This window comes from Nocardioides kongjuensis (assembly GCF_013409625.1).
GTDB classification, from domain to species: domain Bacteria; phylum Actinomycetota; class Actinomycetes; order Propionibacteriales; family Nocardioidaceae; genus Nocardioides; species Nocardioides kongjuensis.
On sequence record NZ_JACCBF010000001.1, the window covers coordinates 4,856,278 to 4,877,359 of the forward strand.

Here is a 21,082-nt window from a genome sequence, read left to right on the forward strand (position 1 = left end):
GGGTGTCGAGCGGGTCGACGCGGGGCGCAGGCTCAGAGGAAGCCGACCTCCTCGAGGAGGTCGACGACCGACTTGGCATCCAGGTCGGACACGTTGACCTGCGGCGGCTGCAGCTCGCTGAACGGCTTGGTGACGCCCTCGAGCTGGACGTCCGGGTTGAGCGGGTACTCCAGCGCGTAGCTGTCGGCGAGGATCTGCTGACCCTTGCGGTCCACGAGGAACTTCACGAACTTGCGCGCCTCGGGCTTCATGTCGCTCGACTTCAGGATCCCGGCGCCGGAGACGCTGACGAAGGCGCCCGGGTCGCCTCCGGTGAAGTAGTGCTGCGCGGAGTGGTCGCTGACGTCGCCGTTCTCCTTGCGGTCACGCTCCCAGTAGTAGTGGTAGACGATGCCGACCTCGACCTCGCCGGAGTTCACCGCCTCAAGCACGAGGTTGTTGCCGTCGTACACCTTGCCGTTGGCCTTGATGCCCTCGAGCCAGGCCTTGGTGGCCTCCTCGCCCTCGAGCTCGAGGACCGCGGCGACGATGGCCTGGAAGTCCGCACCGGTGGGGGAGAACGAGATCCGCCCCTTCCACTCCGGCTTGGCGAGGTCGAGCAGCGACGCGGGCAGCTGGGACTCCTGGACCCGGTCGGTGTTGTAGACCAGGACCGTGGAGCGGGCCACGAAGCCGGTCCACAGGCCGCTGCGCGGGCGGTACTGCTCGGGGATCACGTCGAGGACGTCGGCGGGAAGCCTGTCGAAGAGCCCGGCGGCCTCGACCTGGGACATGGCGGGGGAGTTCTCGGTGAGGAACACGTCGGCGGGCGACGCCTTGCCCTCGGCGATGATCTGGTTCGACATCTCCAGGTCCTTGCCGTTGCGCAGCTCGACCTCGATGCCGGTCTCCTTGGTGAACTCCGGCGCGAGCTCCTTGAGCAGCGGCTCGTGCTGGGCGTTGTAGACCACCAGCGTCGGCTCGTCGTCGCCGCAGGCCGCCAGGTTGGGCGCGACCAGGGTGAGGCCCGCGACGGCGAGTGCCGTGCGGAGGAGCTTGGCGTTCATCGGACTTCCTCATCGGTTGGTTGGACGGGAGCGTAGTGAGACGGGCGCAGGCGCAGGGACGGCACCCACGCGGGCGCACGGTTGACGACCTGCCAGGCGAGGACGCCGACGGCCAGCGAGGCGAGCAGCCCGCCCAGCGGCCAGCGGGTCTCGAACCACGGGTAGACCTGCCAGTGGGTCAGGTAGACGTACAGCGACGCGCTCGCGAGCACGCCGGTCGGCCCGACCAGCAGCCGCGGCCAGGGCACGGTCCGCACCCACACGAGGACGACCACGCCGGCGATGATCAGCAGGTCCCGCGCGGTGTCGCCGGTGAATCCCCAGCAGCCGGCGAGCAGCACCGCGGTCACCAGCGTCCGGTCGCGCGGCCCGCGCGCGACGGCCGCAGCCCAGCCGGCCAGGAAGAGCCAGGCGACGAAGAGGGTCGAGTGGATGACGTCGCCGTCGTACGACGCCAGCACGGCCGCGTAGCGGGGGACGAGCGCGACGACGGCGAGCCCCAGAGCCAGCGGGAAGCGGTGGCTTCGCTCGAACGCCATCACCCGGGGCACGGCGGTGAGCAGCCCGGCGCCGACGGTGAGGAGCAGGACGACCTCGATGAACCAGTAGTACCAGGCGGGTTCGGACCAGTCCCGGGAGCCGAGCAGGTCGTTGAGCAGGAACACCGTCCGCCACCCCGGCTCCCCCCTGGTCAGCGCGACCGCGCCGATCCACAGCACCGACGGGACCGCCACGCGGGCCGCGGCCCGCGCGACCCGGCGGACCCGCTCCCGTGGCGCCTCGTCGGTGAGGTGGAAGCGGGCGAAGTTCACGCCGGCGACGGCGAGCAGCACGTGGGCGCCACCGAGCAGCACCCACAGGTTCGTGTGGGAGCCGACGATCAGCACGATCGCCAGCGCGCGCAGCGCGATCGTCGTGTCGACCCGCGCCCACACCGGGTTGCGTCGCGGAGATCCGGGCGCGAGGCGCGCGGCGAGCTCGGCGACCGTCCGGTCCGGCCAGTCGGCCGGCAGCCGGCCGAGTCGGCTCTCGAGCCGCAGCGAGAGCTCGACGTACGACAGCGAGTCGCCGCCGAGGTTGACGAAGGACTGGTCCGCGGTGACGTGGGGATGGCCGAGGATGCGGGCGTAGAGCCGCGCGATCGAGGCCTCGGGAGAGTCGACGACGGGCGTCGGCCCGCTCTCGAGCCGGGCGAGCGCCTGCTGGTCGAGCTTGCCGTTGGGCAGCCGCGGCAGGTCCGCCACGCCGACCACGCGGATCGCGTGGGCGGGCAGACCGGTCCCGTCCGCAGCGGCCGCGGCCACGTCGGCCAGGTGGGCGGCGTCCGGGCGACCGGGTACGGCGACGACCAGCTGTCGCCCGTCCACGGACTCGGCACAGGCGGCGTCGTACCCGCCGAGGCCGAGGAGGGTCTGCACCCGGTCCAGGTCGATCCGCTGCCCGAACAGCTTGGCGAAGCGCGAGCGGCGCCCGACGATCTCGACCAGGCCCTCGGACGTGACTCGCGCCAGGTCGCCGGTGCGCAGCTCGTCGGGGCCCGAGCCGAGCGCCAGGTCGGCCGGAGTCTCGGCGTAGCCCATCATCACGTTGGGCCCGCTGTAGACGAGCTCGCCGACGCCGTCGCCGGCGCCCTCGACGGGCTCGAGGCGGAAGGCGCCGCCGGGCACGGCGACGCCGACGGTTGCGGGGTGGGTGGCCGCGAGCTCGGGCGGCAGGTAGGCCATCCGCGCGGTGGCCTCGGTCTGGCCGTACATCACGACCAGCTCCCAGCCCTCGCGCGCGCCCTGCCCGGCCAGCGCCCGGACCCGGTCGGGCGCGAGCCGGCCGCCGGCCTGGGTCACCTGCCGCAGCGTCGGCAGCTCCGGCCAGCCGGCGGTGCCGAGCAGGTCGAATGTGTAGGGCACGCCCGCGAACGACGTGACGCCCTCGGTCCGGGCCCGCTCCCACAGCGCCGGGTCGGTCACGGAGCGGTCGTCGAGCACGACCGCCGCGCCCGCCAGGAGGTGGCTGTGCAGCACGGACAGCCCGTAGCAGTAGTCGAGCGGCAGCGTCGTGAGCGCGACGTCGTCGCCGGTCAGGCCGAGGTACGACGCGATGGCGGCTGCGTTGGCGTCGAGGTTGTCGGCCGAGAGCCGCACCAGCTTGGGCGACCCGGTCGACCCCGACGTGCTCAGCAGGAGGCGCAGGTCCGGGTGCAGCCTCGGCGCGCTCGACCCGGTGGTGAGCCAGTGGCCGCCGGCGTGCTCGACCGAGGCGCCGTACGCGCGGGCCAGGCCGTCGTCGTGGGTCAGCAAGGTGGCGTGCCCACCGGTGAGGGCGGCCAGCCAGGCGACGACGAACTCGATCGTCGGGGCGGGCCGGAGCCGGACCAGCTGGGCCTCGCCGAGCGCGGCGAGCTGGTCGCGGGCCGTCGCGACCCGGCGGTCGAGGGCGGCGTAGGTCAGCGTCCCGGTCGCCGACCGGAGGGCGGGGCGCTCGCCGTGGCGAGCGAGGTCGTCGGCGATGCGCGCCGCGACCTGAGCTGTTGCCCTGACGTCCCCCACGAGGGAAGGCTAAGGCAAGGGTGCCCTTGGTGCGGAAAGCCTGCCCTAACTGAGACGGGGTCAGGTGGTGGGCGTGAGCAGGAAGACAGGGATCACCCGGTCGGTCCACTCGACGTACTTGTCGTAGTTGGGCCAGATGGTCACCATGTGCGCCCACGCCTTCGCCTTCTCGTCCCCGGTGAGCTCGCGCCAGGTGCAGGTGTGGTGGCGGCGCCTGTAGTCGACCTCCACCGTGTCGGCAGCGCGCAGGTTGGCCGACCAGACCGGCGGCTTCGGCGCACCGAAGGACGAGCCGGCGATCAGCCAGCCGCCCTGCCACGGAACGCAGAGCAGCGGCGTGGAGCGCGGGATCCCCGACTTGCGGCCCTTGACGGTGAGCAGCAGGCTCGGCAGCCCGGCGAGCCCGACCAGGCTCACCCGGCGGCCCGTGAGCCGCTGCAGGTGCTGGTCGGTCCAGGTGATCTGGGGGAGCAGCCCCGGCATCCACGGCTGGGAGCCGAGCTTGATCGCGACAGGGGTGAACAGGCCCATGGGGCGAACCCTAGAACGCGTTCTCCCAAACGACGACGGGACGCCCTCCACAGGAGGACGCCCCGTCGTACGACGAGCGGGTCGGCCGGTCAGGCGACGACCTGCTGGCCGGTGAGCTTCTTGTAGGTGTAGGCCGTGCCGATGATGACGACCGGGATCGACACCAGGGCACCGACACCGCAGATCAGGAAGCCGACCTCGGCGATGATGCCGCCGACGATGTACCAGATGATCGTCTGGCCGAGGTTGTTCTTGGTCAGGTCGATGCTGGCCTTGATCGCGTCCATCGGCGCCAGGTTCTTGTCGACGACGAAGAACAGCGAGTAGCTGGTCAGGAACGCGACGATGATGCCGGGGATGATGCACAGGATCGTGCCGACGAAGGTCGCGGCGCCGACGATCAGGCTGGTGACGAGGACCGGGCCGATGTTGTCGAACTTGAACACCTGACCGGCCTGGAACTCGCGGCCCTCGGTGATGCCCAGCGCGCCGCGAATGATGCCGGAGCCGACCACCTGCGCGTAGACGAAGAACAGCATCGAGAGCAGGATGCTGATCGGGAACCGGACGAGGAACGGCGCGCCGTCCTCGTAGTGGCAGTCGAAGAGGGCGTCGCTGTCGCACACGTAGTCCGGGCTCATCGCGGAGTTGACGACGAAGTAGACGACACCGATCACGATCGCGCCACCGAGGATCGCCAGCGTGGCGACGATCAGCTGCGCGGTGTTGGCCTGGAACTTCGACCAGCCGTAGCTGAGGGCGGCACCCAGGTCCCACTGGCTGCTGCTCCCGCCCGCACCGTAGGGCTGCGGGGGCTGCTGCGGGGGCGGCGGACCGCCGTACCCACCCGGCGGGGGCGGCGGCGTACCGCCGGGAGGCGGCGGCGGAGGCGGCTGGTTGAAGGACATACGAGCTCCTCGAGTCGTGGGGTGCGCGAGCGCACCCGGGGGTGGCAGCAATGTAGTGCTGAAAGGCGCCTCCGAGTCGGCATTGCGAGCGTTCTTGCCCCGTTGACCGGCCGTTCAACCCACTGATGCCGGGTCCTCCTACCTTCCGACCGTGATCGCTCGCGGAACGCTCGGCAGCCTGCTCGTGCTGCTCGGCGGACTCGTCACCGCCACCCTCCCTGCCTCGACGCCGGTGCTGCGCATCGGCGCCCTCGGTGCGTTGCGTGGCCACGAGGTGGGCCGGATGACCGGTCTGGTGGTGGTCCTGGTCGGCCTGGGCCTGCTCGCGAACGCCTGGTTGCGGCTGTGCCGCACGGTCGCCGTCGGCGATCGCGAGACCAGCGACCCGGTCGAGGGCGTCGCCCTGGCGCGGTTCGCCGCGACCGTGTGGACCGCGCCGCTGGTGCTGGCCCCGCCGCTGTTCTCCCGCGACGGCTGGTCCTACGCCGCGCAGGGCAAGCTCGCCGAGGTCGGGCTCTCGCCGTACGTCGTCGGGCCGGGCGCGCTGGCCCCGGACACGTTCCTCCCGCTGCCGGGCTGGATCACCGGTCCGCCGATCGTGCAGGCCGTCGACCCGCTGTGGTGGGACACCGCCACGCCGTACGGGCCGGTGCCGGTGTTCCTCGGTGCGACCGTCGCCCACATCACCGGGAACCCCTGGATCCTGGTGATCGCGCACCGCGGGTTCGCGCTGCTCGGTCTTGTGCTGCTGGCCTGGGCGGTGCCGCGGCTGGCCGCGTGGGGCGGTGCCAACCCGGCGGTCGCGACCGCGCTGGTGATCGTGTCGCCGCTGATGATGGCCAACGGCGTCGCGGGCCTGCACAACGACCTGCTCATGGTCGGCCTGATGGCCACCGCCCTCGTGGTCGCTGTCGAGCGCGGCTGGGCCTGGGGCGCGGTGCTCGCCGGTGTCGCGGCGGGCGTCAAGGTGCCGGGCGGCCTGGTGGCCGTGGGGATCGTGCTCGTCTCGCTGCCCGTCGGCGCCGGCCTGGCCGCGCGGCTGCGGCGACTCGGCTCCGTCGGCGCGGTGTCGGCCGGCACCCTCGTCGGGCTCGGCGTCGTCACCGGCATCGGAAACGGCTGGCTGCGCGCCCTCACCGTCCCCGGCGAGGTGAACACCCCGCTGTCCGCCACCACCCTGGTCGGCGGCGTCCTGGACTGGCTGGCCCTGCACCTCGGCGTCGGCACCGAGCCCGCCCTCTTCCGCGACCTCGTCCGCGCCGCCGGCCTGCTCGCCTCGCTGGGGGTCGGGGCGTGGGTCGCCCTGCGCTGGGGGACCGGCTCCCGTCGTACGGCGATCGCGGCCGTCGCGACCGTCGGCGGCGCCTTCGTGCTGCTCTCGCCGGTCGTCCACCTCTGGTACTTCCTGCTGCTCCCGCCGTTCCTCGCCGCCCAACGGCTCCCGAGGCACGCCACCGGCGCCTTCGTCGCCGTCTCCGTCCTGCTCGGACTGGTCGCCCCACTCGACTCCTCGCTGCACGGCGCCTACTACGCGATCGTGATCGGCTGCATGACCGTCGCCCTGCTCCTGCCGGTCCTGCTGCTCACCCCACCCGCCCGCGAGCGGCTGGCGCGCATCGTCGCGCCCCTCGCCCCGCCGGCGACGCAGGGCGAGCGGGAGGCCGCGCTCAGGCGCTGAGCGTCCCGACCCGGTCGCCGGCGTGCAGCGCGAGCATCCGGGCGACGGTGCGGTCCCAGCCGTACTGCTCGGCCCGCGCCCGGGCCGCGGTCCGACGGCGCGACTCGGGCAGCTCGAGCAGCCGCAGCACGGCATCGGCGAGCGCGTCGGGTGCAGGTGCACCCCAGGCGCCGCACGTCGCGTCGACCAGCTCCCGGGCGCCACCGCGGTCGGCGGTCACGACCGGGGTGCCGCAGGCGAGGGCCTCGAGGACGGTGAGGCCGAAGGTCTCGCCGGGGCACACGGACAGGGAGACGTCCGCGGCGGCGAGCCGGTCGCGCAGGGCGGCCCGGCCGCCGACGTACCCGTGGAAGTGGACGGGCGCGTCGCCGGCGATCTCCTCGAGCTCGCCGCGGTGCGGACCCTCGCCGTAGACGTCCAGGCGCAGCGGTGTCCCGCGCCGGTGCAGCTCGACCGCGGTCGCCACCGCCAGGTGCGGGGACTTCTCGCGCGAGAGCCGGCCGGCGTGCACGAGCCGCAGCTCGCCACCGGCCCGCACCCGACGAGCAGGGCCGGCAGTGGGCCGGAAGGTCGCGAGGTCGACGCCCAGCGGCACCCGCGACACCGGGCAGCCGGCGGCGTCGGCGACAGCGCGGAACTCACCCTCGGCGTACGCCGACGTCACGACCACGGTGTCGAAGCTGCGCACGATCAGCCGGTTCAGCAACCCGATCGAGACCTTCGAGGTGGTCTCGAGGCCGGTGCGCATCGCGAACATGTCGCCCATCCGCTCGTGCGACAGCAGCACCGAGCGCACGCCGTTGCGCCGCGCCCACCACGCCACCGGCAGCAGGGTGAGCTTGTCGCTCCACTCGACGCTGGTTGGCGCGAACCGCTCCAGCACGTCGGTGACCCGCCACGGCTCGACGATCAACCGGTACCCGCCACCCACACGCGGCGCCCGCACCTGCACCACGTCTCCCGACGACGTCGACCGGACGGCGTCGACCGGTCCCGGGATGACGAGGAGGCGCTCGGCTCCGGCGGCGACGTACCCCTGGCCGAGCTGCTCGATCGCAGTCCGCATGCCTCCCGAGGTCGCACCGACGAAGTTGGCCAGCTGGGCGATCCGCACGGGCACACCATCCCCGCAACGGATGAACCCGGCCCCACGGCCCGGTTGACGGGCGGGGAAAGATTGAGTCCATGAGCAACCCGGAAGCCAAGCCCGACGAGGTGATCTGCGAGGGCCGGCAAGCCGCCGGCGTCGAGCTGATGGAGCCGCGTGAGGTGCCCCTGGGCGGGCCCCGGGCGATGCCGGTACGACGCACGCTGCCGCAGCGGCATCGCTCGCTGATCGGCGCCTGGTGCTTCCTCGACCACTACGGCCCCGACCTGGTCAGCGAGAGCGGCGGCATGGAGGTCGCTCCGCACCCGCACACCGGCCTGCAGACGGTGAGCTGGCTGTTCACCGGCGAGATCGAGCACCGCGACAGCGCCGGGAACGTCGCGATGGTGCGCCCCCAGGAGGTCAACCTGATGACCGCCGGGCGCGGGATCAGCCACTCCGAGGTCTCGACCCCGGGGACCACGGTGCTGCACGGCGCCCAGCTCTGGGTGGCGCTCCCCGACGCCGACCGCGACACCGATCCCGGCTTCCAGCACTACGCCCCGGCCGAGGTCGCCGGCGAGGGCTGGCGCGCCCACGTCTTCCTCGGCTCCCTGCTCGGCGACACCTCGCCCGTCACGACCTTCACCCCGCTGCTCGGTGCCGAGCTGGTGCTCGACCCGGGTACGACGCTGCGCACGCCGGTCGACCCGGAGTTCGAGCTCGGCGTGCTCGTCGACCTCGGGTCGGTGTCGGTGGGTGGCGTGGACGCGAAGGTCGCGGACCTCGCCTTCGTCCCGCCCGGCGGCGACGAGCTGGTCCTGGTCGCCGGCGACGAGGGCGCACGCCTGCTCGTGCTAGGCGGCCCGCCGTTCGGCGAGTCCATCGTGATGTGGTGGAACTTCGTGGGCCGCACCCACGAGGAGGTCGTCGAGTACCGCGCCGCCTGGCAGCGGCAGATCACCGGCCCCGACGGCAATGTCGTGCCCGACAGCCGGCAGGTCGCACCCGGCCGCTTCGGCGTCGTACCCGACCAGCCGCTGCGCCCGATCCCCGCACCCGGGCTGCCCAACGCCCGGCTCAAGGAACGCCGGTGATCGCAGGCCTCACCTGGCTGCTCGCGTTCCAGGTGCTCGGGGAGGTGGTCGTGCGCGTCCTCGACGTCACGGTGCCCGGGCCGGTCGCCGGGATGCTGCTGCTCTTCGTGTTCCTGCGTCTGCGCAGGTACGGCGACGACGGCTCGATCGTGCGGGCCGGCACCGCGCTGCTGCGGCACCTGCAGCTCTTCTTCGTCCCCGCGGGCGTCGGCATCGTCGTCTACCTCGCGGTGCTGCGCGACCACGCGCTGCCGATCGCGGCCGCGGTCCTGGGCTCCTGGCTGATCGGGCTGGTGGTCGTCGGGTGGACGGCTGTCGGCCTGGAGCGGCTGCTCGGCAAGCCGCGCGACGACCTCGGCGCCGGCCCGCACGGTGCGGGGGAGGCCGCGTGAGGGACGACCTGCTCGACCTCGCCCGCTCACCGCTGGCGCTGCTCCTGGTCACCCTGGTCGGCTACCAGGCCGGCCGCTGGCTGCAGGCCCGCACCGGCGGTCACGCCCTCGCCCAGCCGGTGCTCCCGGCGATCGGTGCCGCGGCGCTGGCGATCACCGTCCTCGACGTCGACTACGCCGACTACCGCAGCGCTACCGAGCTGATCGCGTTCTGGCTCGGTCCGGCGACGGTGGCCCTCGCCATCCCGCTGCACCGGCAGGCCGACCGGCTCAAGGGCTTCGTCGTCCCCCTGCTCGTGGCGATCGTCGCCGGCGCGGTGACCTCGATCGTCACCGCCGTGCTGATCGCCCGTGCGCTCGGCGCCGACGAGGTGCTCGAGAAGACCCTCGCCACCAAGGCTGCGACGACACCGGTCGCCATCGCGCTGACCCAGAGTCTCGGCGGCATCCCGCCGCTGGCGGCCGTGTTCGCGATCGGCATCGGCATCGTCAGCGCGGTGATCGCGCCGGCGACGCTGAACCTGCTGCGCATCCGCGACCGGCGTGCCCGCGGGCTCGCCGTCGGCGCGGTCTCCCACGGGATCGGCGCCTCCCGGATGCTGCGCGAGGACGAGACCGAGGGTGCCTTCGCGGGCCTCGGCATGGGGCTCTCGGCGCTGGCGATCAGCCTGCTCGTCCCGCTCCTGGCGCTGGTCCTGTTCTGATGCGCCGGGCCGGGACGCTGGCGGTCGGCGTGCTCCTCACCCTGCTCGCCGGCTGCGGCACGACACCGGGCCCCGGTCACGTCGCCGCCACGGACCTCGAGGATCTGCCCGGGGTGCGGGAGGCGGCGCTGAAGCGGGTGGCGCTCGACACCGACTACTACGGCTACCACGGCGTCGTCGACATGGACCGTGACGCCACCGCCGACCAGGTCGCGGCGGTGCTCGACGAGCTGGCGCGGTGGAAGCGGAGCCTGGCCCCGGAGTACGACGAGGTGACGACCGCGGTCCTCCTGGGCGCCGGCACCACCGATCTGTACGACGCCGCCTGGCTCGACGGCAGCGCCGCCGGGATCGGCCGGCTCCGCGACCACGCCGGCAACCGGGCCGACGCCGACCTGCTGGTGCGTGCGACCGCCGCGCTCGGCCTGCCGGTCACGATCCAGGAGGGCGAGTGGGACGTCGTGACGCCCACGCCGCGGGAGACCGCCGCCGTCATCGCCACCCACGCCGACCTGGCCGGGGTGCCGGACCTGGTCGTCCGCCCCGCCTTCCCGCCGCCCGACACGGACTGGTGGGACGGCTCCGGCTCGCTCGGTGCCTCACCGCGGCTGACGCCCGACCTGCTGACGGCCTACGACCGGGTCGTCGACAGCACCCACCTGCTCACCGAGGGCGAGGCCGCCGTTCGGTTCGTCGGCAACCCCAGCCGGCTCATGCTGGGGGAGGAGGTCGACGAGGCCGGCCACGTGGTCGAGCCACCCGTGGGGACCGTCCAGGTCCAGGTCGACGTCCGCCTCCCCGGCGGCGCCGGACCGCGCACCCGGCAGCCACGCCTCGTCGACGACCCGCTGTGGCCGATGGTCCGTGCCCAGCTCGACCTGCTGCGCGAGCAGCCCGCCGGCTCGCAGCTGTGGATCTGGCTGCAGTTCACCCGCCCCGGCGGGATCCCCTACGACGCGGGCCGCAGCCTGGTCGAGGTCACCCGCGGCGAGGACGTCCCGAAGACCGCCCGGACCCCGTGGAACCTGGAGGCCTCGGCGTACCTGAACAGGTGAGGGACTTACGACCGTGGTCGGACGTGGCGGGCCCGACGAGGCGCTAGGTTCCCTGCATGCGCGTGCACGCCTTCACCGACGACGCCCTCGCCGACCTCGACGCGGTCGGCCTCGCCGAGCACCTCGCCGCCGGGAAGGTCTCCGCTGCGGAGGCCACCGGGGCCGCGATCGCCCGGATCGAGGCGGTGAACGGCGAGCTCAACGCGATGGCGTACGCCGCCTACGACCGTGCCCGCAGCGACGCCCGGAACCCGCGTCCGGGCTTCCTGTCGGGCGTGCCCACGCTGGTCAAGGACAACGTCGACGTCGCCGGCATGCCGACCCGCTCGGGCACCGACGCCTGGGAGCCGCGGCCGGCCAGGCGCAACGGCGACTTCGCTGACATGTACCTGGCCACCGGCCTGGTGCCGCTCGGCAAGAGCCAGCTCTCGGAGTACGGCTTCAGCGCCTCCGCCGAGCACCCGCGCCTGGGCGCCGTCCGCACCCCCTGGGACACCGAGCGCACGGCCGGCGCCTCCAGCTCCGGCTCGGCGGCGCTGGTGGCCGCGGGCGCCGTACCGCTCGCGCACGCCAACGACGGCGGGGGCTCGATCCGGATCCCGGCGGCGGTCAACGGCCTGGTCGGGCTCAAGCCCACCCGCGGCCGGCTGGCCCAGGACAAGATGTTCCGCGACATGCCGATCCGGATCATCTCCGACGGCGTCGTGACCCGTTCCGTGCGCGACACGGCCGCGTTCTACCGCGAGGCCGAGCGGCACTACCGCAACCTGCACCTGCCGCCGATCGGCGACCTGACCCGCCCGATCAAGCGCCGGCTGCGGATCGCGCTCAACACCAGCGGGGTGGGCCGCAGCGCCGACGCCGAGACCCGCGCGCTGACCGAGCAGACCGCGAGCCTGCTCGAGGGGCTGGGGCACACGGTGACCGAGACCGACGCACCGGTCGCGCCGAGCTTCGTCGACGACTTCCTGCTCTACTGGGCGCTGCTCGCCCAGGTCATGCTCACCACCGGCCGCCCGTTCCACGGCCGCACCTGGGACGCCTCGAAGCACGACAACCTCACCCTCGGCCTGGCCCGCCACGCGCGCCGCAACCTGCACAAGGTGCCCGGCGCGATCACCCGGCTCAAGCGGGCCAACGCCCAGGCCGAGCTCTACTACGACAAGTACGACGTCGCGCTCACGCCCACCCTCGCCACGGCCACGCCCAAGGTCGGCCACCTCGACCCGACCCAGGACTACGCGACGATCATCGACAAGCTGCTGGACTGGGTGGCCTTCACGCCGTGGCAGAACGTCACCGGTGCACCGGCCATCTCGCTGCCCCTCGCGACCACCGCCGCAGGCCTGCCCCAGGGGATGATGCTGGGGGCGGCGCCGGGCCAGGAAGCGGTGCTCATCGAGCTCGCCTACGAGCTCGAGCAGGCGCGACCGTTTGCCCGCATCCAGGGCTGAAAAGCGGAAATGCGGCCCCGATTTCTGCCCTCGGGGCCGCGCGTGTACAGTTCTGCGTCGTTGCCCCTTTAGCTCAGTCGGCAGAGCGTCTCCATGGTAAGGAGAAGGTCTACGGTTCGATTCCGTAAAGGGGCTCTGAGATGGGGCGCCACCCGCGGGAGACGCGGAGGGCGCCCTCCTCACGTGGCGGGATAGCTCAGACGGTTAGAGCGCACGACTCATAATCGTGAGGTCACGGGTTCGATCCCCGTTCCCGCTACCGAGACACCCGGCACCACCACCAGCAACTGAAGGACTTCCTGTGGCCAGCAAGAGCAGCGACGTTCGCCCCAAGATCACGCTCGCGTGCGTGGACTGCAAGGAGCGCAACTACATCACGAAGAAGAACCGCCGGAACGACCCCGACCGCATCGAGCTGTCGAAGTTCTGCCCGCGGTGCCGCAAGCACACCGCGCACCGCGAGACCCGCTGACCCAGCGGTTCACACGCTTCCCGAAGGTCCGCCTCCCCGCTGGGGAGGTGGACCTTCGTCGTTCTCCGACCGCTAGGTGTTCTGACCGGGCAGGTTGGGCACGCGGTCGATGGGTGACTTGCCTTTGAGGCTGGTGTGGCCGCGGTGGTGATTGTAGTGATGCAGCCACTCTGGATAGGTCGCCGCGCGGTCGGCCTCTGAGGTGTAGGGGTGGGCGTAGGCCCATTCCTCGAGCAGGGTCCGGTTGAACCGCTCGACCTTGCCGTTGGTTTGCGGTCGGTAGGGGCGGGTGCGGCGGTGCTTGGTCTGTTTGCCGAGGGCTTTTGCCCACAGGCGTGAGCGGTAGCAGGGCCCGTTGTCGGTGAGCACGGCCTTGACTGTGATGCCGTGCGCGGCGAAGAACACCGTGGCACGTTTCCAGAACGCTGCTGCGGTCTCCTTGCGCTCGTCGGTGAGGATCTCGGAGTAGGCCAGCCGGGAGTGGTCGTCCACGGCGTGGTGCAGGTAGGCGTAGCCACGCGAGGGCGATGCACCGGCGCGGGCTGCGCGATCACGCGCCGCGCCGGCGCGTTGGTCTTGTGCCGAGCCGCGGCCGTGGGCGCGCCATCCACCGCCGTTGGGGATCCGGCCGAGCTTCTTGATGTCGACGTGGACCAGGTCACCGGGCGCAGGGTGTTCGTAGCGGTTCTTGTCGCGTGAGGAGGTCTTGATCCGGGTGCCGGTGGCCGGGTCGGTCCACTTCAACCGTGGGCAGCCGTAGCGGCGCAGGACCTGACCGACGGTCGATGGGTTGAGGCCGAGGTGGTACGCGATCCGGGCCGGTCCCCAGCGTCGGGTCACCCGCAGGTTCACGATCCGACGCTCGGTGCGCTGGGGTAGCCGGTTCGGATTGTGGTGCGGGCGGGAGGAGCGGTCGACCATCCCGGCCTTGCCGGACTCGCGGTAGCGGCTGGCCCACCGCCGGGCGGTCGTGATGCTCACCGAGAACCGTTCGGCAGCTCGGGCATGGGACCAGCGCTTGTCGACGATGAGCTTGGCGAGACGCAGGCGTCCCGCTGGAGTGAGGGTGGCGTTAGCGTGGGTCATGAAGACCTCCGTGGTGAGTGTGGGTGCGTGGTAGCTCCACACCTCACCCGGAGGTCTTCGTCATGGTCCAGCCGACCCGCCGTACCTAACGTCCGTGGTCAGAACAGCTAGGGGACGCCCTGGCTCCCGAAGGAGCAGGTGGAGCGCTGCCAGCGGGCCAGGTCGCGCACGTCGTACTGCGCCAGGGTGGGGACGACCGGCCGGCCGCCGCGTCGCACGTAGCGCGGCGCTGTCGCCTCGCTGATCACCCACAGCCGCCCGCCGGCGTGGGTGAGCCCCTCGGCCCCCGGCAGGAACCCGTACCTCCGGTCCGTGCCGCCCCACAGCTCGCCGCACCGGGTCGTCGAGCGGGCGAACCAGACCCGTGCCGGACCGGGCCCGAGGTCGGCCCACTCCGCGCCCTGGACGCCCGGGGGAGCGGGCTGCCGGTCCGCGGCATCCTGCGGCCCGAGCTCCACCCGTCCGGGTTGCAGCAGCACCGCAGGGTCGAACCAGCGCAGCGGCAGGCCGCGCCGCGGGTGGAACCCGCCGAAGCCGATTCGGCCGCCGGGCCCGGTCACCAGGTACGAGCCACGCAGTGCGCCGGTGAGCCGCCATCCCCGGCGCACCTCCAGCGTCTCCGGGTCGAGCAGCCAGGCCTTGCGTCGTTGCGCCAGCCACAGGCCGTGCCGGTCGAGGGCCAGGCCGCCCGCGTGCTGGCAGCTGGGAGCAGCCGGGGTCCAGTCCCGAGCAAGGCCGGCCCGGTGCCGGATCTGCGCCCCGGTGCGCAGGTCGACCACGACCACCCGGCAGGCGTCTGCGCCGGCCTGCGGGCGGCGGTGGTCGTAGCCACTCACCCACGCCCGGTGGCCACGCACGACCAGCCCCTGCGGCACGAAGGCCGGCCCGGTGGCCGGCAGCCACCATCCGCGGCACAGCGCGTGGTCGTTGGCGGTCTCGGCCAGCGGCGCGCGGAGGTACGACGGCGCCGGGCCGCGCACGTCGTCGTACCGGACCGGTCCGCAGCCCTGCGCCGCGACCGCACGGTCGGGAGGCGGCTCGCGGCCGGACGCGCCGGTGCAGGCCGTCAGCCCGAGAGCGACGGCCAGCGCCAGGACGCCGCCCCGGACCGACATGGCGACGAGTATGCAACCCCGACCCCATAGACTCGCCGGCATGCCGATCGACGCGTCCCTGGTCGGGCGTGCCTTCCCGCCCACCTCGCCGGTTCCGGTCACGACGGAGGCCGTCACGGCCTTCGCCGAGGCCGTCGGCGGTGGCGCGACGGCCACCGTCCCGCCGACCTTCCCCATCGTGGTCACCTTCGCCGCGCTCCAGGACTTCCTGGCCGCCGAGCAGATCGAGCTGTCGCGGATCGTCCACGGCGACCAGCGCTTCCGCTACGAGCGGCCGGTCGTCGTGGGTGACGAGCTGACCGCGACCCTCACGGTCACCGGGGTCCGCTCCATCGGCGGCAACGACATCATCGCCACGTCGAGCGAGATCACCGATGCGACCGGCGCCGTGGTCGCCATCGCCACCGCCACCCTCGTCCACCGCGGAGGTGCCGCATGACCGAGCTGACCCCGGGCGCCGTGCTCGAGCCGCTCACCTACGAGATCACCCGCGCCGACCTGGTCGCGTACGCCGCCGCGAGCGGCGACCACAACCCGATCCACCAGGACGAGGAGATCGCGCTCGCGGTCGGCCTGCCCGGCGTGATCGCCCACGGCATGTACACCCTCGCCCTGGTCGGCCGCGCGGTCGCGACCTGGACCGACGAGGCCGAGGTGGTCGAGCTCGGTGCGAAGTTCGTCGCGCCGGTCGTCGTACCCGCCGAGGGGGCGGCGCGGGTCACCGTCGCCGGCACCGTCGGCGAGCGCACCGACGCCGGCCTCGCGCTCGCGCTCGAGATCACCGCCGACGGCACCAAGGTGCTGGGTGCACCCAAGGTCCTGGTCCGTGCCTGATCCCGCTCTCGCGGACCTGACCACCCTCCGCCTCGGCGGACCTGCGCGTCGCTACGTCGCCGCGCCCGACGCCGACGCCCTCGTCGCCGCGGTCACCGCGGCCGACCAGGCCGGCGAGCCGGTGCTCCTCGTGGGCGGCGGCAGCAACCTGGTCGTCGCCGACGAGGGTTTCGCCGGCACCGTCGTGCACCTGACCGGTGGTGGGGTGCGGGTCGAGGACTCCGCCACCGGCGTGTCCGTGACCGTCGGCGCAGGCGAGCCGTGGGACGCCTTCGTCGCGCGCGCCGTGGCCGAGGGCTGGGTCGGCGTCGAGGCGCTGTCCGGCATCCCCGGGACGACGGGCGCGACCCCGATCCAGAACGTCGGCGCCTACGGCCAGGAGGTCGCCCAGGCCATCACCTCGGTCACCGTGTGGGACCGGGTGCTGCGTGGCTCGCGGACCTTCACCGGCGACGAGTGCCGCTTCGCCTACCGCCACTCGCGGTTCAAGGCCGACCCCGGTCGGCACCTCGTGCTCGACGTGACCTTCGGCCTCGAGCGCGGCGAGCTGTCCGCCCCCGTGGCGTACACCGAGCTGGCCCGCACGCTCGGCGTGGAGGTGGGGGAGCGGGCCCCGCTGGCCGACGTGCGCGACGCCGTGCTGGGCCTGCGCCGCGGCAAGGGCATGGTCCTCGACGCCGCCGACCACGACACGTGGAGCGCCGGCTCGTTCTTCACCAACCCGTTCGTCGACCTCGACCGCGTCCCCGACGGCGCGCCGTCGTACCCGCAACCGGACGGGCGGGTGAAGACCAGCGCCGCCTGGCTGATCGAGCACGCTGGCTTCGGCAAGGGCTTCGGCCTCGCCCGCGACGGGGCCCGGGTCTCGCTGTCGACCAAGCACACGCTCGCGCTGACGAACCGCGGCGGCGCCACCACCGCTGCGTTGCTGGACCTGGCCCGCGAGGTGCGCGCGGGGGTGCTCGACCGGTTCGGGATCGAGCTGGTCAACGAGCCGGTGCTCGTCGGCTGCTCGTTGTGAGCCTGGCCCGCGGGTCATGGCTGCGGGCGACAAATTTTCAGAACCCTCAACGAGAACGAGACTTTGGTCCTAGCCTGCGAGGACCAGGCGGTGCTCCCCCCGTGCCGTCGCTTTCTCGAGGAGTCTCGGAATGACCCTGTTCTCCGCCCGGCACACGGTTGCGGGCATCTCCCTCGGCGCGCTCGCAGCCCTCGGCCTCGTCAGCGTTCCCTCGACAGCCCACGCGGCGGTCGAGGAGGGCCAGATCGGTGGCGTCCACAGCATCTCCGGCTGGAACTGCGACGGCGACGCGACCGGCGTCGATCCGGACACCCTGCCGTGGACCGACAACAACGTGCCGGTGTCGAAGGGCACCTCCGCCTCATCGACCTTCACCGGCGGTGAGGGCGGCAGCGCTGTGGCGGCCATCTCCACCAACGCATCGATCACCTCCTCGCCGCTCGGCGCCGGTCCGGCGACCATCACCGGCACGGCGACGGCGTCCGCGTCGGCTCTCCCGAGTGGGTCCGAGACCGACTGCGACGTGAACGCCAATGCCTCGGCGATGGCCCAAGGAGGTTTCACCCTCAGCGAGCCGACCTGGGTTACCGTCAGCGCGACCGGCCAGGGACAGCGCCAAGGCCGGGCGTTCGGCACCAGTCTCGTCGGCATCAGCAGCGCCGAGCTCTTCGATTCGTCGTTGGAGAACTTCCTCTTCTTCGGCGGCGACGGCCTGATGGTGTCTGCCGGCAATCGCGGGTCGGCGACGTCCAGCACCCTGCTGCAGCCCGGCAAGTACGCCGTCGCCTTCGGGTCGTTCGCCTACGCCGCGACGATGGACAACCTGCCGGGAACCCTGTCCACCGCGGTGGGCGGCAGCGCCACGTACACCGGCAACTTCAAGATCGAGTTCGCCAAGCCCGGTAGTTCGTCGCCCGTCAGCGGCAAGGGCGCGTCGAAGGTCCTCTTCGGCGAGCGGGACTGCGTCGGCGGGAACGTGGCGGTCAACCTGAGCAAGAAGACCGTCAAGAAGGCCAAGCGAGTGGCGATCCGGGTCAACGGTGCCGCCGGCCCGGTCCTCGGTGGCAAGAAGCTCAAGGGCAGGCACCCGAAGGCGAAGACGATCCTCGTTCCGACGTCGGTGACGGGCGTGACCAAGGTGAAGGTCAAGATCACGCTCGAGAACGGCCGGCGGGTGCAGGCGACGAGGTCGTACCTCCCCTGCAAGTGAGCACGTGACTGGCCGGGCGACATCCGGCGTCTGGTGGGCCCGGTCGAGAGCGGCCGGGCCCATACGTCACCGCGGCGGTTCGCCGTCCTCGGATCCGAGGGCTGGGCCGAAGGTAAAGAAACCAGCAAGCCGCCGACGTGGCCGATCGGACTCACTAGCGTCTCAAGGAACTCCCTGACGGCTCCGGACCGTGGCGCCGTCGAAATCCTTCTCGAGGAGCTTTGATGAAGCGACTTCTCGTCCGACGCGGTGCTGTCGGACTCGCACTGGGTGCCTTGGCGACCACGGGCCTGGCCAACATCCCGGCGCCTGCTGGGGCGGCGGTGGCCAACGCCTCGGTGTCGGCGAACTCCGGCTTCCACAACGACATGGGCACCTGCACCGTGTCCGCGAACCAGCCCGACCCGGCCGATGCACCCTGGAGCGACAACGGAGCGCCCGTCACTCTCGGCACGACCGAGATCGGGACCGTCACGAACGACGGCAACCCGGCGGACATCACGGACGTGAAGTCGGCCGCGAGCGCGACGGTCACCGCCACTCCGTTCACCGGCGGCGCGACCACCGTGAAGTTCAGCGGCAACGCTTCGGCGTCGTCGCTTCCGCGGCTGGCGGCGTCGGGCTGCGATGCTCACGTATCGGCCGATGCCGGTGCAGGAGGCCAGTACATCCTGACCCAGCCGATGTGGGCGACCGTGACGGTCACCTCGAGCGGCAGCGGCGGCGCCAGCATCTCCGGCGGGGTGTCCACCGACACGAGCGAGGCCTATCTCTCGAGCGGATCGCGTGGAACCGGCTCGCTCAGCGTCTACCTCCCGGCAGGGAAGATCTGGGTCGGCATGTCGGTCGGCGCAGATGCACACGGTGCGCCCGACGGCGTGCACTCGTCGTCGGTCTCGGGCTCGGTCACCGTCGACCTGACCCCCGCCGGTTCGGGATCCGCCGTGACGAGCAAGAGCAAGGGCAAGCGCTATGTCACGCTGGGCGCACGCGACTGCGCGACGGGCAACATCGCCGCGACGGTCACGAAGAAGGCGAAGAAGGCGGCGTCGCAGATCACGTTCACCGTCAACGGTGCCAAGGTCGCCAAGCTCAAGGGCAAGAAGATCAAGAAGCGCACCCTGGCGCTGCCGGCCGCGAAGGCTTCGGACGCCACCGTCGTTTCGAAGATCAAGCTGAAGAGCGGTGTGACGGCCGAGGTGAGCCGGGACTACCTGGGCTGCTGACGCAATCCACTCTCGGATGATCGGCCTGCGGGCCCGGCCAGTCGGCCGGGCCCGCAGTGCGTTCAGCCTCGGATCAGGCGGATGCGAGCCACGCGTCGATGCCGGCCAGCCCTGCGTCGACGACGTCCTTCGGCGCCCGGCTGGCTCGGAACGACATCCGCGCGAGCTCGGCGAGCTGCTCGTCGCTCAGCTCGTGGGCCGCGCGCATGGTGGCGTACTGCCCGGCGAGGCGGGATCCGAACAGCAGCGGGTCGTCGGCGCCCAGGGCGATGGTGGCGCCGGCCTCCAGCAGGGTCGGCAGCGGCACCGAGGTGAGGTCGCTGTAGACGCCGAGCGCGACGTTGGAGACCGGGCAGACCTCGAGGGCCACGCCGGCATCGACGATGCGGGCCAGCAGGGCCGGGTCCTCGGCCGCGCGTACGCCGTGCCCGAGGCGCCCCGCGTGCAGGTCGTCGAGGCACACCCGGATGTGCTCGGGCCCGCGCAGCTCGCCGCCGTGGGGCGCGAGCAGGAGGCCCGCGCGCTCGGCGATGGCGAAGGCGCCCGCGAAGTCGGAGGTCCGGCCGCGGCGCTCGTCGTTGGACAGGCCGAAGCCGACGACCCCGCGGTCGACGTACTGGCTGGCCAGGCGGGCCAGCGTCCGGGCGTCGAGCGGGTGGCGGGTCCGGTTGGCGGCGATGACCACCGCGATCCCGAGCCCGGTGCGCGCCGACGCCTCGCGCACGGCGTCGAGGACGAGGTCGGTGAAGGCGGTGATGCCGCCGAAGCGGGCGGCGTACCCGCTGGGGTCGACCTGGATCTCCAGCCACCGCCCGCCGTCGGCGACGTCGTCCTCGGCGGCCTCGAGCACCAATCGGCGCACGTCGGCCTCGGTGCGCAGCACGGACCGCGCGACGTCGTAGAGCCGCTGGAAGCGGAACCAGCCCTTCTCGTCGGCCGCCGTCAGCTGCGGCGGCCACTCCTCGACCAGGGCGTCGGGCAGGTGGATCCGGTCGCGCGCGGCGAGCTCCAGGAGCGTCGCGTGGCGCATCGAGCCGGTGAAGTGCAGGTGGAGGTGCGCCTTGGGCAACGCCTTGAGATCCCGCACGCGCACATCCTAGGAGGACGCGCCGCGGTACCGCCGGGCAGGAGGACTTGAACGTGTTCAAAAACTGGCCTACTCTGCAGAGGTCAGATTTTGAACGTGTTCAAGAAAGGGGTCCGCCATGAGCTGGACCATCGCCGGCTACGTCGGCTACCTCGTCATCACCGTCCCGTTGACCATCTGGGTCGCGAGCACGCTCTCGCGCAACGGCCGGGTGTTCCTGGCCGACGTGTTCGGCGGTGACGACGCGCTCGCCGACGCCGTCAACCGGCTGCTCGTCGTCGGCTTCTACCTGCTCAACCTCGGCTTCGTCTCGCTCTACCTGCGCAGCGGGGGATCGCACAGCGCCGAGGACGTGTTCGACGTGCTGAGCGTCAAGGTCGGCGTCGTGCTGCTGACGCTCGGCGTCCTGCACTTCTTCAACGTCTACGTCTTCAACCGCCTGCGCCGCCGCCACCGGCTCGAGCAGCTGCCGCCGATGCCGCCGATGCAGCAGTACGGCGTCCCGGCGTACCCGATGCCGCCGCGCTGACGGTCTC

General features: G+C 72.4%; 21 protein-coding genes and 2 tRNA genes. 15 read left to right on the forward strand and 8 right to left on the reverse strand.

The window, feature by feature from the left end:
• Window positions 1-32: 32 nt before the first annotated feature.
• From BJ958_RS23290 to BJ958_RS23305, 4 genes are all read right to left on the reverse strand, one after another.
• Window positions 33-1,046: an iron ABC transporter substrate-binding protein gene (locus BJ958_RS23290; RefSeq protein ID WP_179729197.1), complete on the reverse strand. Its 1,014-nt coding sequence runs from the start codon at window positions 1,044-1,046 to the stop codon at window positions 33-35.
• Complete coding sequence (locus BJ958_RS23295) at window positions 1,043-3,589, reverse strand: AMP-binding protein (RefSeq protein ID WP_179729198.1); 2,547 nt, start codon at window positions 3,587-3,589, stop codon at window positions 1,043-1,045. The genes BJ958_RS23290 and BJ958_RS23295 overlap by 4 nt, the downstream gene beginning before the upstream one ends.
• 60 nt (window positions 3,590-3,649) lie before the next feature.
• The gene (locus BJ958_RS23300; protein WP_179729199.1) at window positions 3,650-4,120 is read right to left on the reverse strand and encodes a nitroreductase family deazaflavin-dependent oxidoreductase; all 471 of its coding nucleotides are present in this window, start codon (window positions 4,118-4,120) and stop codon (window positions 3,650-3,652) included.
• Window positions 4,121-4,209: 89 nt separating this feature from the next.
• Complete coding sequence (locus BJ958_RS23305) at window positions 4,210-5,028, reverse strand: hypothetical protein (protein WP_179729200.1); 819 nt, start codon at window positions 5,026-5,028, stop codon at window positions 4,210-4,212.
• 151 nt (window positions 5,029-5,179) lie between these two features.
• On the opposite strand from BJ958_RS23305, the gene mptB reads away from it, so the two are divergent.
• Entirely contained in the window at window positions 5,180-6,706 is a 1,527-nt protein-coding gene (gene mptB / locus BJ958_RS23310) for a polyprenol phosphomannose-dependent alpha 1,6 mannosyltransferase MptB (RefSeq protein ID WP_179729201.1), read from the forward strand.
• On the opposite strand, the gene BJ958_RS23315 is transcribed toward mptB, so the two are convergent.
• Window positions 6,696-7,820, reverse strand: coding sequence for a glycosyltransferase (locus tag BJ958_RS23315; RefSeq protein ID WP_273521358.1), 1,125 nt, complete (start codon window positions 7,818-7,820; stop codon window positions 6,696-6,698). The genes mptB and BJ958_RS23315 overlap by 11 nt on opposite strands.
• Window positions 7,821-7,891: 71 nt before the next feature.
• On the opposite strand from BJ958_RS23315, the gene BJ958_RS23320 reads away from it, so the two are divergent.
• The 8 genes from BJ958_RS23320 (at window position 7,892) to rpmG (ending at window position 12,967) form a co-directional block, all read left to right on the forward strand.
• Window positions 7,892-8,890, forward strand: coding sequence for a pirin family protein (locus BJ958_RS23320; RefSeq protein ID WP_179729203.1), 999 nt, complete (start codon window positions 7,892-7,894; stop codon window positions 8,888-8,890).
• Window positions 8,887-9,282 carry a CidA/LrgA family protein gene (locus tag BJ958_RS23325; protein WP_179729204.1) on the forward strand — a complete coding sequence of 132 codons (396 nt, stop codon included), beginning with the start codon at window positions 8,887-8,889 and terminating at the stop codon, window positions 9,280-9,282. The genes BJ958_RS23320 and BJ958_RS23325 overlap by 4 nt, the downstream gene beginning before the upstream one ends.
• Window positions 9,279-9,986, forward strand: coding sequence for an LrgB family protein (locus BJ958_RS23330; RefSeq protein ID WP_179729205.1), 708 nt, complete (start codon window positions 9,279-9,281; stop codon window positions 9,984-9,986). The genes BJ958_RS23325 and BJ958_RS23330 overlap by 4 nt, the downstream gene beginning before the upstream one ends.
• A complete protein-coding gene (locus BJ958_RS23335) occupies window positions 9,986-11,041 on the forward strand; it encodes a hypothetical protein (RefSeq protein ID WP_179729206.1) in 1,056 nt (351 codons plus the stop codon). The genes BJ958_RS23330 and BJ958_RS23335 overlap by 1 nt, the downstream gene beginning before the upstream one ends.
• Window positions 11,042-11,097: 56 nt before the next feature.
• The gene (locus tag BJ958_RS23340) at window positions 11,098-12,495 is read left to right on the forward strand and encodes an amidase (protein WP_179729207.1); all 1,398 of its coding nucleotides are present in this window, start codon (window positions 11,098-11,100) and stop codon (window positions 12,493-12,495) included.
• Between the two features lie 62 nt (window positions 12,496-12,557).
• Window positions 12,558-12,630, forward strand: a tRNA-Thr gene (locus tag BJ958_RS23345).
• Window positions 12,631-12,680: 50 nt separating this feature from the next.
• A tRNA-Met gene (locus tag BJ958_RS23350) sits at window positions 12,681-12,754 on the forward strand.
• A gap of 42 nt (window positions 12,755-12,796) precedes the next feature.
• Window positions 12,797-12,967 carry a 50S ribosomal protein L33 gene (gene rpmG / locus BJ958_RS23355; protein WP_028654832.1) on the forward strand — a complete coding sequence of 57 codons (171 nt, stop codon included), beginning with the start codon at window positions 12,797-12,799 and terminating at the stop codon, window positions 12,965-12,967.
• A gap of 72 nt (window positions 12,968-13,039) precedes the next feature.
• On the opposite strand, the gene BJ958_RS23360 is transcribed toward rpmG, so the two are convergent.
• Both BJ958_RS23360 and BJ958_RS23365 read right to left on the reverse strand, forming a co-directional pair.
• Entirely contained in the window at window positions 13,040-14,053 is a 1,014-nt protein-coding gene (locus BJ958_RS23360) for an IS481 family transposase (RefSeq protein ID WP_179728496.1), read from the reverse strand.
• Between the two features lie 107 nt (window positions 14,054-14,160).
• Entirely contained in the window at window positions 14,161-15,168 is a 1,008-nt protein-coding gene (locus BJ958_RS23365) for a hypothetical protein (protein ID WP_179729208.1), read from the reverse strand.
• Between the two features lie 40 nt (window positions 15,169-15,208).
• Between BJ958_RS23365 and BJ958_RS23370 the strand changes: the two genes are divergently transcribed.
• From BJ958_RS23370 to BJ958_RS23390, 5 genes are all read left to right on the forward strand, one after another.
• On the forward strand, window positions 15,209-15,607 hold the full coding sequence (locus BJ958_RS23370; protein WP_179729209.1) for an FAS1-like dehydratase domain-containing protein: 399 nt from the start codon (window positions 15,209-15,211) through the stop codon (window positions 15,605-15,607).
• Window positions 15,604-16,002, forward strand: coding sequence for a MaoC/PaaZ C-terminal domain-containing protein (locus tag BJ958_RS23375; protein ID WP_179729210.1), 399 nt, complete (start codon window positions 15,604-15,606; stop codon window positions 16,000-16,002). Before BJ958_RS23370 ends, BJ958_RS23375 begins: the two co-directional genes overlap by 4 nt.
• Window positions 15,995-17,023: a UDP-N-acetylmuramate dehydrogenase gene (locus BJ958_RS23380; RefSeq protein ID WP_343052773.1), complete on the forward strand. Its 1,029-nt coding sequence runs from the start codon at window positions 15,995-15,997 to the stop codon at window positions 17,021-17,023. The genes BJ958_RS23375 and BJ958_RS23380 overlap by 8 nt, the downstream gene beginning before the upstream one ends.
• A gap of 130 nt (window positions 17,024-17,153) precedes the next feature.
• Entirely contained in the window at window positions 17,154-18,233 is a 1,080-nt protein-coding gene (locus BJ958_RS23385) for a hypothetical protein (protein WP_179729212.1), read from the forward strand.
• Window positions 18,234-18,457: 224 nt separating this feature from the next.
• On the forward strand, window positions 18,458-19,459 hold the full coding sequence (locus tag BJ958_RS23390) for a hypothetical protein (protein WP_179729213.1): 1,002 nt from the start codon (window positions 18,458-18,460) through the stop codon (window positions 19,457-19,459).
• A 73-nt stretch (window positions 19,460-19,532) separates the two neighbouring features.
• On the opposite strand, the gene BJ958_RS23395 is transcribed toward BJ958_RS23390, so the two are convergent.
• On the reverse strand, window positions 19,533-20,552 hold the full coding sequence (locus BJ958_RS23395) for an adenosine deaminase (RefSeq protein ID WP_379146006.1): 1,020 nt from the start codon (window positions 20,550-20,552) through the stop codon (window positions 19,533-19,535).
• 112 nt (window positions 20,553-20,664) lie between these two features.
• Between BJ958_RS23395 and BJ958_RS23400 the strand changes: the two genes are divergently transcribed.
• A complete protein-coding gene (locus BJ958_RS23400; protein ID WP_179729215.1) occupies window positions 20,665-21,075 on the forward strand; it encodes a hypothetical protein in 411 nt (136 codons plus the stop codon).
• Window positions 21,076-21,082 lie beyond the last annotated feature (7 nt).